Annotated in this window: 15 protein-coding genes; 7 read left to right on the top strand and 8 right to left on the bottom strand. The window is 69.4% G+C overall.

Features of this window, described 5'->3' with window-relative positions; all coding sequences use genetic code 11:
* From QZ994_RS14805 to QZ994_RS14790, 4 genes are all read right to left on the bottom strand, one after another.
* Positions 1 to 1,199, bottom strand: a 1,199-nt coding sequence (locus tag QZ994_RS14805; protein ID WP_290873217.1) for a methyl-accepting chemotaxis protein, incomplete at its 3' end; no start/stop codon positions are given.
* 193 nt (positions 1,200 to 1,392) lie between these two features.
* A complete protein-coding gene (locus QZ994_RS14800; protein WP_290873215.1) occupies positions 1,393 to 2,037 on the bottom strand; it encodes a PEP-CTERM sorting domain-containing protein in 645 nt (214 codons plus the stop codon).
* 101 nt (positions 2,038 to 2,138) lie between these two features.
* Entirely contained in the window at positions 2,139 to 2,456 is a 318-nt protein-coding gene (locus tag QZ994_RS14795) for a nucleotide pyrophosphohydrolase (RefSeq protein WP_290873212.1), read from the bottom strand.
* 3 nt (positions 2,457 to 2,459) lie between these two features.
* Complete coding sequence (locus QZ994_RS14790) at positions 2,460 to 3,449, bottom strand: MDR family oxidoreductase (RefSeq protein WP_290873209.1); 990 nt, start codon at positions 3,447 to 3,449, stop codon at positions 2,460 to 2,462.
* 142 nt (positions 3,450 to 3,591) lie between these two features.
* Here QZ994_RS14790 and QZ994_RS14785 point away from each other — a divergent pair, with 142 nt between their 5' ends.
* Both QZ994_RS14785 and QZ994_RS14780 read left to right on the top strand, forming a co-directional pair.
* On the top strand, positions 3,592 to 4,062 hold the full coding sequence (locus tag QZ994_RS14785) for a type IV pilin protein (RefSeq protein WP_290873206.1): 471 nt from the start codon (positions 3,592 to 3,594) through the stop codon (positions 4,060 to 4,062).
* A 17-nt stretch (positions 4,063 to 4,079) separates the two neighbouring features.
* Positions 4,080 to 6,419 carry an EAL domain-containing protein gene (locus tag QZ994_RS14780; RefSeq protein WP_290873203.1) on the top strand — a complete coding sequence of 780 codons (2,340 nt, stop codon included), beginning with the start codon at positions 4,080 to 4,082 and terminating at the stop codon, positions 6,417 to 6,419.
* Between the two features lie 6 nt (positions 6,420 to 6,425).
* On the opposite strand, the gene QZ994_RS14775 is transcribed toward QZ994_RS14780, so the two are convergent.
* Positions 6,426 to 7,688 carry an MFS transporter gene (locus QZ994_RS14775; protein WP_290873200.1) on the bottom strand — a complete coding sequence of 421 codons (1,263 nt, stop codon included), beginning with the start codon at positions 7,686 to 7,688 and terminating at the stop codon, positions 6,426 to 6,428.
* Between the two features lie 132 nt (positions 7,689 to 7,820).
* Between QZ994_RS14775 and QZ994_RS14770 the strand changes: the two genes are divergently transcribed.
* From QZ994_RS14770 to QZ994_RS14760, 3 genes are all read left to right on the top strand, one after another.
* Positions 7,821 to 8,519 (top strand): DUF4197 domain-containing protein, encoded by a 699-nt coding sequence (locus QZ994_RS14770; RefSeq protein ID WP_290873197.1) that lies wholly within the window; start codon positions 7,821 to 7,823, stop codon positions 8,517 to 8,519.
* Positions 8,520 to 8,629: 110 nt separating this feature from the next.
* On the top strand, positions 8,630 to 10,054 hold the full coding sequence (locus QZ994_RS14765) for an Atrophin-1 multi-domain protein (RefSeq protein ID WP_290873194.1): 1,425 nt from the start codon (positions 8,630 to 8,632) through the stop codon (positions 10,052 to 10,054).
* Positions 10,055 to 10,156: 102 nt separating this feature from the next.
* On the top strand, positions 10,157 to 10,603 hold the full coding sequence (locus QZ994_RS14760) for a TerB family tellurite resistance protein (protein ID WP_290873191.1): 447 nt from the start codon (positions 10,157 to 10,159) through the stop codon (positions 10,601 to 10,603).
* On the opposite strand, the gene QZ994_RS14755 is transcribed toward QZ994_RS14760, so the two are convergent.
* The gene (locus QZ994_RS14755) at positions 10,584 to 10,817 is read right to left on the bottom strand and encodes an ATP-binding protein (RefSeq protein WP_290873188.1); all 234 of its coding nucleotides are present in this window, start codon (positions 10,815 to 10,817) and stop codon (positions 10,584 to 10,586) included. The two genes, QZ994_RS14760 and QZ994_RS14755, sit on opposite strands and share 20 nt — an antisense overlap.
* An 11-nt stretch (positions 10,818 to 10,828) precedes the next feature.
* Positions 10,829 to 11,170: a zinc ribbon domain-containing protein YjdM gene (locus QZ994_RS14750; RefSeq protein ID WP_290873185.1), complete on the bottom strand. Its 342-nt coding sequence runs from the start codon at positions 11,168 to 11,170 to the stop codon at positions 10,829 to 10,831.
* A 286-nt stretch (positions 11,171 to 11,456) separates the two neighbouring features.
* Here QZ994_RS14750 and QZ994_RS14745 point away from each other — a divergent pair, with 286 nt between their 5' ends.
* Together QZ994_RS14745 and QZ994_RS14740 are read left to right on the top strand one after the other, a co-directional pair.
* The gene (locus tag QZ994_RS14745) at positions 11,457 to 11,966 is read left to right on the top strand and encodes a hypothetical protein (RefSeq protein ID WP_290873182.1); all 510 of its coding nucleotides are present in this window, start codon (positions 11,457 to 11,459) and stop codon (positions 11,964 to 11,966) included.
* A gap of 84 nt (positions 11,967 to 12,050) precedes the next feature.
* Positions 12,051 to 13,259 carry an aminotransferase class I/II-fold pyridoxal phosphate-dependent enzyme gene (locus QZ994_RS14740; RefSeq protein ID WP_290873179.1) on the top strand — a complete coding sequence of 403 codons (1,209 nt, stop codon included), beginning with the start codon at positions 12,051 to 12,053 and terminating at the stop codon, positions 13,257 to 13,259.
* On the opposite strand, the gene QZ994_RS14735 is transcribed toward QZ994_RS14740, so the two are convergent.
* On the bottom strand, positions 13,207 to 13,672 hold a 466-nt coding region (locus QZ994_RS14735; protein ID WP_290873176.1), incomplete at its 5' end, for a hypothetical protein. The two genes, QZ994_RS14740 and QZ994_RS14735, sit on opposite strands and share 53 nt — an antisense overlap.

Raw genomic sequence — 13,672 nt, 5'->3', positions numbered from 1 at the left:
ACCACGGCAAAGCCGCGGCCCTGTTCACCGGCACGGGCGGCTTCCACCGCGGCGTTCAGCGCCAGGATGTTGGTCTGGAAGGCGATGCCGTCGATCACGCCGATGATGTCGGCGATCTTGCGCGAGGAGGCGGCGATGTCCTGCATGGTCGTCACGACCGAGCCCACGGCCTCGCCCCCCTTGATGGCGGCGGCCGAGGCGGCAGCGGCCTGCTGGTTGGCGTGGTGGGCGGTGTCGGCGTTGGTGCGCACGGTGCCGGCCAGCTGCTCCATGGAGGCGGCGGTCTGCTGCAGGTTGCTGGCCTGTTCTTCGGTGCGCTGGCTCAGGTCGGCATTGCCGGTGGCGATTTCGGATGAACCGGTGGCGATGCTGTCGCTGCTCTGGCGCACCTGGCCCACGATGCGCGAGAGGTTGTCGTTCATGCGGGCCAGGGCCTGCAGCAGCAAGGCAGGTTCGTCGCTGCCCTGGGTGTGCAAGCGGGCGGTCAGGTCGCCATCGGCCACCTTGGAGGCCACGTCCACGGCTTCCTGAATGGGTTGCACGATCGAGCGGGTGATCAGCACCGCCGCGGCAATGCCCAGGCCGAGGGCCACAACCACCATGGCGGCCAGCGCCACCTTGGCCTGGTCGTAGGTGGCCACGGCGGTGGCTTCCTGGTCTTTGGCGAGCTTCACGTTGTAAGCCCACCAGGTGGCCACGGCAGCGTGCGCGGCCTCGTAGGCCTTGGCCGAGTCACCGGTGATGAGGCGGTTGGCTTCGGCGGTCTGGCTGGGGTCGCTCACGGTCTGGCGCGACACCGGGCGAACCTTGTCCCACTGGGCATAGTAGGCCGCCACGGCGGCACGGGCGTCGTCCAGGGCGCGGCGATCCTGGTCGTCGGAGACCAGGTCCTTGGCGTACTTGTCGAGGCTCTCGTCCACGCGCTTGCGGGCCGCGGCGATGTGCTCCTCCAGCTTGTCCATCTCCGCGTCGGTGTTCGCCAGCACGTGGCTGAACTCGAAACGGCGCATCTCCCCCAGGGACAGAGACAACTCGTGCTCCGTCTCGTAAGAGGGCACCAGGTTGACCGCGTAGTACGAAGCCGTGTCGGCCAGGCGATTCATCTGCCAGGCCGAAGCGCCGGCCATGGCGCACAGGATGGCCAGCAGGAGGCCAAAAGCCAGCGTGAGGCGTGTGCCGATCTTGAGGTGTCTGAACATGGTGGTGTACTGCAGAAGGGGTGGATCGGGAGTTTCATTTGTTCCACTTTCCTTTTCGACCCGGCAAATCGGACATTGAGCCCGCCAGCCCCTGTCAGCGTGCGAAGTGCACGCAAACAGGCCCCCTTGCAGCGACTCAGGCGCCGCTCTCCTCTCTACAGGGACCGCCTGACCTTGAAGAACGGTTTGGCGCTCACCCCTCCCAACGAGACGACGGGCATTGCTCTCGGCTGCGCCGACGCCTCAGCAGCACAAACGCGCCACCCACCATCGCCAAGACAAGCGCCTCAGGCTCAGGCACCACGCCGATGTAACCGGACATCCGCACGCCCAAAGACCTGCTGCGGCCATCGAGAAAGGCATCCGCCGCATCCCAGGCGGGGAGGACAACCGAGCCATCTCCGTCGATCAGGACATACCAACCCGTCTCAACGGCACGCCGCCAGTCGAAATCCAATTGGAGAAGTCCGTTGCCGAGGCTGGTCGCCGTCGCGTCTGCAAGCCTCAAGCGGCCATTCAGGTATGCAGGTTCGTGCCACCAATTGGGCCATGTCGACGCCGGGCCGCCTGAACTGAAGGCCAACGTCGCTTGCTGCCACCCCTCTGCCTCCAAAATGATCAGGCTGAAGCGTGTCATCACGAAGCTTTGCGGAACAACCCATTGGGTCTCCAGCAGCTGACCACCGCACCCGACGCAGTAGAGCGCGTCATATGGCTCCCCCTGTTGTGCAGCGGTGAAGCCGGGCGAGACATAGCCATCGATCACCTCGGCCGCAGACGCGGTGCTCCAGAACATCAGGCACGCAGCCATCGCGAAGCACTTTTTCAACAGGTTCATGGGTCCTCCCAGACATGTATGGATGAGCCCTCCTTATTGCACAGGTGCGCAGTCGGCGCACCCCTCGGTCTGGTGGCACCACATTCGGATCATCCGATCCATCAACCGGGGGGCGGGTACTTGGCCGCGTTCTTCGCCAGCTTGTCCTGCACCGCGGCGTTCAGGTCGATGCCGGTGCGCATCGCCATCTGGACCAGGTAGAGCAGCACATCGGCCATCTCTTCGCCGATGTGCTCGCGGGTGGCCGGGTCGCTGCTGGCCGCATCCGATTGCTCGGGCGTCATCCACTGGAAGATCTCGGCCAGCTCGGCGGCCTCCACCATCAGCGCGGTCGACAGGTTCTTGGGCGTGTGAAAGGCGTGCCAGTCGCGCTCGTCGGCGAACTGGCGCAGCTGGGCTTGCAGGGCAGACAGGTCCATGCTTCAGGCCGCCTTCGCGATCTTCACCACCACCCGGCCGCGCACCTGCCCGTCGAGCAGCTGGCGCGCCATGGGGATGACCTCGTCCAGGCCAATGGTGCGGGTCATGAGGCCGAGCTTGACCGGGTCCAGGTCGCGGGCCAGGCGTTCCCAGGCCTGCAGGCGCAGGGTCCGGGGCGCCATCACGCTGTCGACCCCGGCGAGCGTGACCCCGCGCAGGATGAAGGGCATCACGGTGGCCGGCAGGTCGAAGCCCCCGGCCAGGCCACAGGCCGTGACCACGCCCCCGTAGCGGGTGCTGGCGCACACATTGGCCAGGGTGTGGCTGCCCACGGTGTCGACGGCGCCCGCCCAGCGCTCCTTGGCAAGGGGCTTGCCCGGGACGTTGAAGGCGCTGCGGTCCAGCACCTCGCTGGCGCCCAGTTCCTTCAGGTAGGGCGCCTCGCTGGCCCGGCCCGTCACGGCCACCACGGTGTAGCCCAGCCTGGCCAGCAGGGCCACGGCCACGCTGCCCACACCACCGGCGGCCCCCGTCACCACGATCTCGCCCTTGTCGGGCGTGACGCCATGGCGCTCCAGGGCCAGCACGCAGAGCATGGCGGTGTAGCCCGCCGTGCCGATGGCCATGGCCTGCTCGGGCGTGAAGGCGGCCGGCAGCGGCACCAGCCAGTCGCCTTTCAGGCGGGCGCGCTCGGCCAGGCCGCCGCTGTGGGTTTCGCCCACACCCCAGCCGTTCAGGATGACCTGGTCGCCGGGCTGCCAGGCCGGGTGCGTGCTCGATTCGACCGTGCCGGCCAGGTCGATGCCCGGCACCAGGGGGAAGATCCGCACCACGGGCGACTGGCCGGTGATGGCCAGGCCATCCTTGTAGTTCAGGGTGGAGGCGGCCACGCGCACGGTCACGTCGCCGGCGGGCAGCAGGCTGTCGTCGATGGCCTGTTGCGTGGCGCGGTAACCCTGCTCGTCTTTCTCGATGAGGATGGCTTGGAACACGTTGCGTCTCCGTTGTGGGGGTCGGACCCGCAGCATACCCAGGGCCAGACCGCTTGCGTTCCCCCAAGGCTCAAGTCGCGGGGGCCTCGTCCGATATCCCAAGACACCCCTCGCCACCGACCAGCCCGCCGTGGCGCCCCTCATGCACGCCCCTTCTCACGCATTCGCCCGACCCGCCAGCGGCTTCACCCTCGTGGAGCTGCTCACCGCCGTCGCGCTGGTGGGTGTGCTGGCAGCGATCGCCCTGCCGGCCTACAACGGCTACCGCGAGCGCGTGCGGACGCGCCAGTGCGCCGAAGACGTCGCCACCATGGCCGCAGCCATCCAGCGCTACGCCGACGAGCACCGCGACTACCCCGACAGCCTGAGCGACGTCCAGTTCCAGGCCCGCACCGACCCCTGGGGGCAGCCCTATCGCTACTACAACATCGCGGCCAATGGCAAAGGTGGCGCCCGCAAGGACAAGGCCCTGAACCCGCTCAACACCGACTTCGACCTCTACAGCGTGGGCCCCGACGGCCAGACAAAAAGCCAAATCAGCAACAAAGACAGCCTCGACGACGTGATCCGGGCCAGCAACGGCGCCTTCATCGGCACCGCGGCCGATTTCTGAGCGCCCGCCGCCACGCCATGCCCGTGCGCCCCCGCCACCAGCTCGCCACCCGCCTCTTTCTGCTCTTCCTCCTGGCGGCGGCCCTGCCGCTGGCGCTGTCGGCCTGGGTGTCGAGCGGCGCCATCACCGAGGTCGCCGAACGGCTGAGCGACAACAACCGCCGCGCCACCACCCGGCAAACCAGCCGCCAGGTTTTCGACCGCCTGCTGGCGGGCAAGACCCTGCTGATGCACGCGCCCCTGCTGGAGCGCGACACCACCGCCCAGACCGGCGGCCTGATCCTGCCCGGGCAAGGCACCGTCTTCCTCAAGGCCACGGCCCTGTCGCCCGAGGGGGACACCGTCTGGGAAAGCGCCTCCTCGCTGGGCCTGTTCGCCGCCTGGACCACCGCCAGCCAGGCCGCCTCAGAGGCCACCCGCCGCCAGGTGCCGCTGGCGCAGCTCAGCTCGCTGATGTCGGAAGACGCCGTGGCGGCCGGCCCGCGCGCCTTCCTGACGGTCCAGATGCGCGTGGTCCACCAGCCCGGCCAGACGGCCCGCGTGCTGCTGGGCGGCTCGCAGGACGGCCGCCTGCGCTGGCTGGCCGAACTCAACCCCCACTACCTCTGGGGCCCGCTGGACGACGCCAGCGAAGACAGCGACTGGACCATCACCGACGTGCACGGCAACGTGCTGGCCCACCACCAGGGTGCCAACGCCCCCGCCCCCCAGGCGCCCGGCTTGCAGACGCACCGGACGGGCCTCTTCCTGGGGGCCGAGTTCGGCGCCGAAGACTGGACCTTCACCCAGCTCGCCCCGCCGCCCGACATCCTCTGGCAAGGCCACCGGCTGCACACCTGGCTGGCCCTGCTGGGCCTGGGCACCCTGCTGGGCGTGACCCTGCTGAGCCGCTGGCAGATCCGCCGCACCCTTGTCCCCCTGGCCCTGCTGACCGACAGCGCCGGACGGCTGGCCGAAGGCGGCCGCCCCCAGCCCGTGACCGTGCAGCGACAAGACGAGATCGGCACCCTGGCGAAGGCCTTCAACCACATGGCCGGGCGCATCGCCCGCCGCGAAAAGGAGCTCACCCACCGCGCCGTGCACGACAGCCTCACCGGCCTGCCCAACCGGGACGGCCTGCACCAGCAGCTCGACGCCCTGCTCCACGCGCCCGGTGCCCCGGCCCCGCTGGCCCTGCTCTTCATCGACCTCGACCACTTCAAGGACGTCAACGACAGCCGCGGCCACGAAGCCGGCGACGAGCTGCTGCGCCTCACCGCCGGCCGCCTGCGCGAGGCCGCGCCCGACACCGCCCTGGTCAGCCGCCTGGGGGGCGACGAGTTCGTGCTCCTGCTGCCCGAGGCCGACGAAGCCCGGGCCACGGCCCTGGCGCAGGACGTCGTCGCCCGCCTGGCGCGCCCCTTCCCCCTGCGCGAAGGCGAGCACCTGCTGGGTGCCAGCGTGGGCATCGCGCTCAGCCCGGCCCACGGCCGCAGCCGCGAAGAGCTGCTGCGCTGCGCCGACATCGCCCTCTACGCCGCCAAGGCCGAGGGCCGCGGCCGCCACGCCGTCTTCGCCCCCGACATGGACGCCGCCGCCCGCGACCGCGTCCTGCTGCAGGCCGAGCTGCGCCGCGCCCTGGCGCAAGGCGAGTTCGTCGTGCACTACCAGCCCCGCGTCGCCTGCGCCAGCGGCCGCATCACCTCGGCCGAAGCCCTGGTCCGCTGGCAACACCCCACACGCGGTCTGCTCTACCCGGGCAGCTTCATCGAGGTCGCCGAAGGCTGCGGCCTGATCGAAGGCATCGGCCAGTGGGTGCTCGACGCCACCTGCGCCCAGATCGCCGCCTGGCGCGCCCAGGGCCTGGTGCTCGAGCGCGTGTCCGTCAACGTCTCGCCACGCCAGCTGGCCACCGGCGAGCTGCTGGGCCAGGTGCGCGCCGCGCTCGACACCCACGGCATCCCGGCCAGCCTGCTGGAGCTGGAAGTCACCGAAAGCCTGCTGGTCGGCGACGCCAGCCAGGCCCGCGAACAGCTGGCCGAACTGCGCCGCTGGGGCGTCTCCATCGCCCTCGACGACTTCGGCACCGGCTACTCGTCCATGGCCACCCTGCGCCAGCTGCCCATCGACGTGATGAAGGTCGACCGCTCCTTCGTGGTCGACCTCGGCGCGGACGACGGCGCCATGGCCGTGACCTGCGCCATCATCGCCATGGCCCGCTCCCTGCACCTGCACCTCGTGGCCGAAGGCATCGAAACCGAATGCCAGGCCAATGTGCTGCGCAGCATGGGCGTCGACGAACTGCAGGGCTACCTCTACAGCAAGCCCGTGCCACCGGCCGTGATGGCCGCCTTGCCGGGCCTGCAGCGCGCAGCCTGAACGCCCTCAGCGCCAGGCCTGGGCCACGCGCGCATGCGTCGGGTGGCGCGACAGCCAGGTCACCAGCAGCACGCAGCCCCCGGCCGACAGAACCGTGCCCAGGCCAAAGGCCCAGGCATAGCCCAGCAGGTCGCCCACCGCGCCGCCCAGCAGGCTGCCCGCCCCCGACACGGCCACCGTCACGCTCGCCAGCAGGGTGTAGTCGGTGCCGGCATGGGCGGGATCCGCCGCGTCCATCATCAGGGCGAACAGGGCCACCGTGGCCATGGTGCCCAGCAGGCCTTCCATCACCGTGGCCGCCCACAGCGCGGGCAGGCCGCCCCAGCCCAGCGCCACCGCCGCATACAGCGCAAAGGCCGCGCACTGCGCCAGCCCGCTCCACAACAAGGCCTGGCCCCGGCCCACGCGCCACAGCAGCCAGGCGCCCAGGGCCGCCCCCAGCAGGCTGGTGCCCGAGCCCACGGCGCCTTTCATCAGCGCCAGCGTCTCCTTGCCTGCGCCCTGGTCCAGGATGAAAGGCGTGATCAGGGAACTGGCCATCTGGTCTCCCAGGCGAAACGCCACGATCAGGCCGATCAGCGTGCGCATGCCCGGCGACATCGCCCGGTGCCACCAGCCCAGGGCCAGGGCACGCCACCCGGGCCTGGCCACGGCGGCCACCCCGGTCGCCCCCTGCGCCTGCGGGCTCACCGGCTCCGGAAAGCGCCACACCGGCACGCTCAGCAAGGCCAGCAGCGCCGCCATGCAGGTGAACATCAGCGCCGCATTGCTGCGCGCAAACACCCACAGCAACAGCCCGCCCCCGAGGATGGTGCCCAGGCGGTAGGCCCCCACCTGGATGCCATTGGCCACGCCCCGATCGCGGGCATCAAGCAGGCGCACGGCCAGGCCATCGGTCACCACGTCCTGCGTGGCCGCCACCAGGTTGAAGAGGAACACCGCCACGAACAGCCACAGGCTGTGCACCCCCAGGTCCAGCCAGGCGCACCACAGCGCCAGGGCCACGGCCGCGCCCTGCAGCCCCCACAGCCAGTGGCGACGTGCCCCGTGGTGGTCCACCACCGGCGCCCACAGGAACTTCAGCGCCCAGGGCAGGGCCAGGAACTGCAGCATCCCGATGGCCGTGAGCGACCAACCCACCTCGCGCAGCAAGGCCGGCAGCGCCAGCGAGAAAAACCCATAAGGCAGGCCCTGGGCTGCGTACAGGCCAGTTAGCAGGCTCAGGGTGTGGGCGCGGCGGGGCGGCCAAGGCAGGGCGGGCGCGGTCATGGGCCGATGATGCCGCAGCGCACTGCGCCGCAGGGGGAGTCGGGCACCCGCATCCGGGGCATGCTGCGTCAAAGACAGCGCCATCCCCAGGCGCTACATTGCCCCGTTGACCCCATGCACAGGAGACCCGCCATGCAACGCCGCACCTTCCTCGCCCAGTCCAGCCTCGCCCTGCTGGTGCTCGCCGCCAACCGCCAGGCCCAGGCCCTGTCCATCGCCGATCTCAGCAACAAGGACGCCACCGCCGGCATCAAGGCCGCACTCGAACAGGGCGCCACCGCCGCCGTCAGCCTGCTGGGCAAGACCGATGGCTTCCTGGGCAACCCCGCCGTCAAGATCCCCCTGCCCGGCTACCTCGACAAAGCCGCCGACCTGCTGCGCATGACCGGCCAGGGCAAGAAGGTCGACGAACTCGTCACCACCATGAACCGCGCCGCCGAAACCGCCGTGCCCATGGGCAAGGATCTGCTGGTGGGCGCCGTCAAGTCCATGAGCGTGGACGACGCCAAGAAGATCCTCGGCGGGGGCGACAACGCCGTCACCCAGTTCTTTGCCGACAAGACCCGCACCCCGCTGGGCGAGAAGTTCCTGCCCGTGGTCACCCAGGCCACCCAGAAGGTCAACCTGGCCAAGTCCTACAACCGCGTGGCCGGCAAGCTCGCCACCACCGGCCTGGTGCAGGGCGACGACACCAGCATCGAAAAATACGTCACCGGCAAAACGCTCGACGGCCTCTACACCCTGATCGGCGAAGAGGAAAAGAAGATCCGCCAGGACCCGGTGGGCACGGGCAGCGCCATCCTGAAGAAGGTGTTTGGCGCCGGGGCGTGAAGACGCCGCCACAGCCGGCAGGCGCCCTCCCCCGCGCTCAAGGGGGACGCAGCCGCTGACCCGCCCTGCACGGCTTGAAACCGGCGCGGACATGTGTGGAAATGTGACACATGCCCAGTCCCTCCAGCGTCCTGCGCCTCTGTGCGCACCTGATCCTGTCGGCCCCGCTGTGGGCCATCGCCCCCTCGATCGCCCAGCCCGTGAACTGGACGTGGGGCACCTTCGAGCGGCCCTACGCGGCCACCTCGCCATGGAACAGCCGGCCCATCGACCCGGTGCTGGGCACGGCGGTGATCCCCACGCGCTGGTACTTCCCCACCGTCACCGCCGGGGCCTATTCCACCCAGGCCTTCCGCGCCCAGACCTCCGATGGGAGCATGGAGGTACATGCCTACCCAGGCAGCGCCGGCATCTCCATCCCCGACACCTATGGCTACGTCCCGACAGTGACGATCCCCCGGTGGCCGGCCAACACCCAGCCTGCAACCGGCACCGATGGCCACGCGGAAATCATCGATGAACAAACCGGGAAGATCCACTCCTTCTTCGGCCTGAAACAGGTCGAGGGCCTCTGGCAGGCCAAGCTCTACGCCTGGAGCCCACTGCAGGGCCGCGGCTGGGCGGATCCCGCCTACTTCCACCAGGGGGCCCGTTCGTCAGGGGTCTCCACGATCGCGGGCCTGATCCGTGCCCACGAGGTCAACGATGGCGACACGATGTACCGCCATGCCCTGGCCATGTCGATGGACTACACCGGGCTGTCACGCAAACCGACCTACGTCTTCCCCGCCACCACGGCCGACTACCAGGCCGAGTACACCAACAGCGGACCGTTCCCCCTGGGCACGCTGATGATGCTGCCACCGAGCTTCAACGAGCAGGCCATCCCGAACCCGGATCTCCGCAAGGTCGCCCTGACGCTCAAAACCTATGGCGCCTACGCCGTCGAGCGCAATTTCGGCACGCCCTACGTGATCTTTGCCGAAATCGGCAGCCCGAAGATCGTGCACAAAACCGGCTGGACCAACCGCGATGCCGACGACCTCCAGCGCATCCGGGCGGCCCTGCGTGCCGTGGTCTCCACCAGCGGCTGGCTCGACGGCAACGGCCTGCCCTACCAGCGCAGCACCGAGGGCCTGAACATCCTCTCGATCGGCCGCAACTGGGTGCGAACGAGAGGCCCGGACAACGCCAGCTTCGACATCATGAGCCGCCAGCTCGTCTTCAAGGCAGACCCGGTTCCCACCACCATGGTGATGTCGGGCACCAGCATGCTCAGCAAGGTGACATGGGCCCAGCCCGCGGCGGGTCAGACCTTCCTCTTCTCGGCCAACACCACCGGTGGCGCCACCATCCGCATCAGCCTGATCGCCTGCACGGGTTACCGCAATGCCGATTCGGGCACGCTCTCCGGCACTCAGGTGGCCACCCTGGTCTGGCCAGAGAAGCTCTGCAGCGTGCGGCTCATGGCCACCGGCGCCACGAACCGGGAGTCCAGCGTGGCCCCGACACTGACGGCCTACGGCCCGCCCTGATTCATCAGGATTTATCGACAGGACTTTGCCAAAAGTTCTGATTGTCCCGACATGACGGGCGCGCCACCATAGAGGCTCTTTCGCACACCACCGGAGCCTCTCATGCGCACCTACCTTCGCAACAGTCCTGAAGCCGCCGCCCGCGTCGTCGCCCTCGCCCTGCTGGCCGACAACCACGTCAGCCGCGACGAGATGAACGCCGTGCGCCGCTTCGACATCCCCGGTCGCCTCGACCTCAGCCACCAGGCGTTCATGGGCGTGGTCCAGACCCTGTGCGACGAGTTGCTCAGCGAATCGGGCCACATCTGGCAAGGCGTTCAGCACCTGCCCCAGGGCACGCTGCACCAGGTGCTCGACGAGGTCGACGACATCGGCCTGCGCCTGATCGTGCTGCAACTGTGCGCCGCCGTGGCCGAGTCCGACCGCCACCTCGCCGAGGGCGAATCCCGCATGCTGCACACCGTGGCCGACCACTGGGACCTGCCCCGCCCGGCCTTCGCGCCCATCGTGGCGGGCGCCCCGCGCCGCGTCATGGCCCGGGTGGCCTGAGCATCGCGATCGCGTCGAAAGGGCACACCACCCAGCACTTCGCGCAACCCGTGCAGCCGGGCGCGTCGTGCAGCACCGCGTGCTTGGGGCCCCAGCCACGCGGGTCGGGCGCCTCTAGCCACAGCACGTGCGGCGGGCAGGCGCCCACACAGCGGCCACAGCCCGTGCAGCGCTCGGGGTCGATCGCCGGGAGGGCCTTGGCCGGGCCTGCCATCTTGGGGAATCTCAGGCCTTCTTCACGAACTCGGTCTTGAGCTGCATGGGCCCGAAACCTTCGATCTTGCAGTCGATGTCGTGGTCGCCGTCGATCAGGCGGATGTTCTTCACCTTGGTGCCCACCTTCACCACCGAAGAAGAGCCCTTGATCTTCAGGTCCTTCACCAGGGTGACGGTGTCGCCGTCCTGCAGCACATTGCCGTGGGCGTCCTTCCAGACGCGTTCGGCGGGTGCCGCTTCGGCCGCGGCACCGGCCTGCCATTCGTGGCCGCACTCGGGGCAGACCAGCTGGGCGCCGTCTTCATAGGTGTAGGCCGAGGCGCATTGGGGGCAGGGCGGCAGGGTGCTCATCGCAGGGTTCTTTCTTTGCAAAAACCCACAATGGTAGTCGGGGCATGACGACGCGCCGGCCAGATGCCGACATCACACCGTGCGGATCACCGCCCAAGCAGCTCTTCAGAATAGCCGCAACCCGGCCCCATTGGCGAGAAATTCTGGCGATTCCCCGGCCTCTGATTCGGTGATGCAAATTTGCCGCAGCGCCCACCATCAAGTGCCTGCATGATGGGGGCGGGTCTCCTGAGCAAGACCTCAGGCGCCCCAGTCCCTCGGTCGGTTTCACCAGAAGGAAGGCACCATGTACGGGTTCAGCAATGTGTCGACAGACAGTGATCAGGTCATCGCCCCCGCTCAGCTTTACCAGGGGCACTGGCGCCACCAGTTTCACGCCCACGGCGAGGTGGAACTCTGCCGCGTCGTCATGGACGTGGCCGAACCCCGTGTCGTCGCCGCGCAGGTGATCGAACACGGCCTCGCCCGCGACCTCGGCCAATCCGCCCTCGAAGACCTCAACGCCGTGATGCTGGCCAGCGAGGTGCACCGCCAGCCCGCCGCCTGGGGCCTGAGCCCCTGCAGCACCATCCCCGCCTGGGCCACGCCCACCTTCAGCGACACCCAGATCGACGAACTCCAGCGCCTGGAGGGCTACCTCGACGACGCCACCGAAGACGACTTCGACGCCGTGCTGCAACTGCGCGACGACTTCCTGCTCGCCATCGGCATGACCCCGCTGGACGCCTGCCGCGCCCTGCGCGAGGCCAAACAGAGCCAGGGGCCGCGCAAGACGGGGCGCTACCTGATGAACTGAAGCGCCGAGCGCCCCAGGCGCCCCCGAAGGCCGTGGTGTCGCACGACAGGGTTAGAGTGACACCCTGACAGCACCGCCACGGCCATGAAGATCTCCCAACGCGCCCAGTCCATCGCCCCTTTCCTCGCCATGGAGTTCGGCAAGCGCGCCGCCGCGCTCGAAGCCGAAGGCCACCGCGTCATCCGCCTCAACCTGGGCGAACCCGATTTCGGCGCGCCGCCTGCCGTGCGCGAGGCCCTGCAGCGCATCGCCTCCCACACCCCCGCCACGCCCCTGCCCTACACGGGCGCCCTCGGCCTGCCCGCCCTGCGCGAGGCCATCGCCCGTTTCTACCAACAGGCTCACGGCGTGAGCGTCAGCCCCGAGCGCATCGTGGTCACGGCGGGTGCCTCGGCCGCGCTGCTGCTGCTCACCGCCGCCCTGGTCGACCCGGGGGACGAGGTCCTGGTGGGCGACCCGTCCTACCCCTGCAACCGCCAGTTCCTCAGCGGCTTTGGCGCCGAAGTGCGCCTGGTGCCCACCGATGCCGCCTCGCGCTTCCAGCTCGACCTGGGCGCCGTGCAGCGCCACTGGTCGGCGCGCACCCAGGGCCTGATGATCGCCACGCCCTCCAACCCCACCGGCACCTCGGTGCCCCCGGCCGAGCTGGCGGCCATCTGCGCCTGGGCCCAACGCCATGGCGCCTGGCGCATCGTCGACGAGATCTACCTCAATCTGAGCGACGCCCAGGCCGATGGCTCACCCGCCCCCACCGTGCTCGCGGCCGACCCGGATGCCTGCGTCATCAACAGCTTCTCGAAGTACTTCGGCATGACGGGCTGGCGCCTGGGCTGGGCCGTGGTGCCCGAAGCCCTGGTGCCCGCCATGGAGCGCCTGGCGCAGAACTACTACATCTGCGCCTCCACCCCGGCCCAGCTGGCGGCCCTGGCCTGCTTCACGCCCGAATCCATCGCCGTGTGCGAAGGGCGCAAGGCCGAATTCGCCGTGCGCCGCGCCCTGGTGCTGCAAGGCCTGGCCGACATCGGCCTGAACGTGCCCGTGCCCCCCGATGGCGCCTTCTACGTCTACATCGACGTGGGCCCCACGGGCCTCAACGCCATGCAGTTCTGCGAACGCGCCCTGCAGGAAGCCCATGTGGCGCTCACGCCGGGACACGACTTCGGGCACTGCAGCGCCAGCACGCACGTGCGGCTGTCGTACGCCGCCTCGCGCGACGACCTGCAGGAAGGGCTGGACCGCCTCAGGCGCTTCGTGAATGCGCTGCGGCAAAACGCTGCGCCGCACGCAGGTTGAGCCAGCGCCCCACCACCAGGTGCAGCGGGAACACCGCCACCGTTCCCAGGCCGATCCACCAGTGGCCCGACACCACCGTGTCGCGCCAGGCCTCGTCGCCGTAATACAGCAGCAGGCCGGTGGCCATCATCGCGGCCATCACCGCCAGCATCAGCCCGCCAGTGAAGCGGTTGCGCCGTGCGTGCCAGCCGCCGCGCACATGGGCCGGCAGCACCGAACCCAGCACCAGCAGCGCCAGGGCGGCGCTCACGCCGTGCCACACCAGCCAGGTGTGGGCCGGCACCTCGGCCATCGACCAGCCCAGCTCGCGCTTGGCGTAGAAGCCCAGGCCCGAGGCCGCACAGGTGATCAGGATCAGGTGGCTGGGCAGGCGTTGCCAGCGGGGCAGGATGCCGATGCGGCTGCGGATGCTC

It is taken from the genome of Aquabacterium sp., from assembly GCF_021768455.1.
GTDB lineage: Bacteria > Pseudomonadota > Gammaproteobacteria > Burkholderiales > Burkholderiaceae_C > Aquabacterium.
Note: the sequence above shows the minus strand (reverse complement) of the source record. Positions and strands in the feature narration are given on the sequence as shown.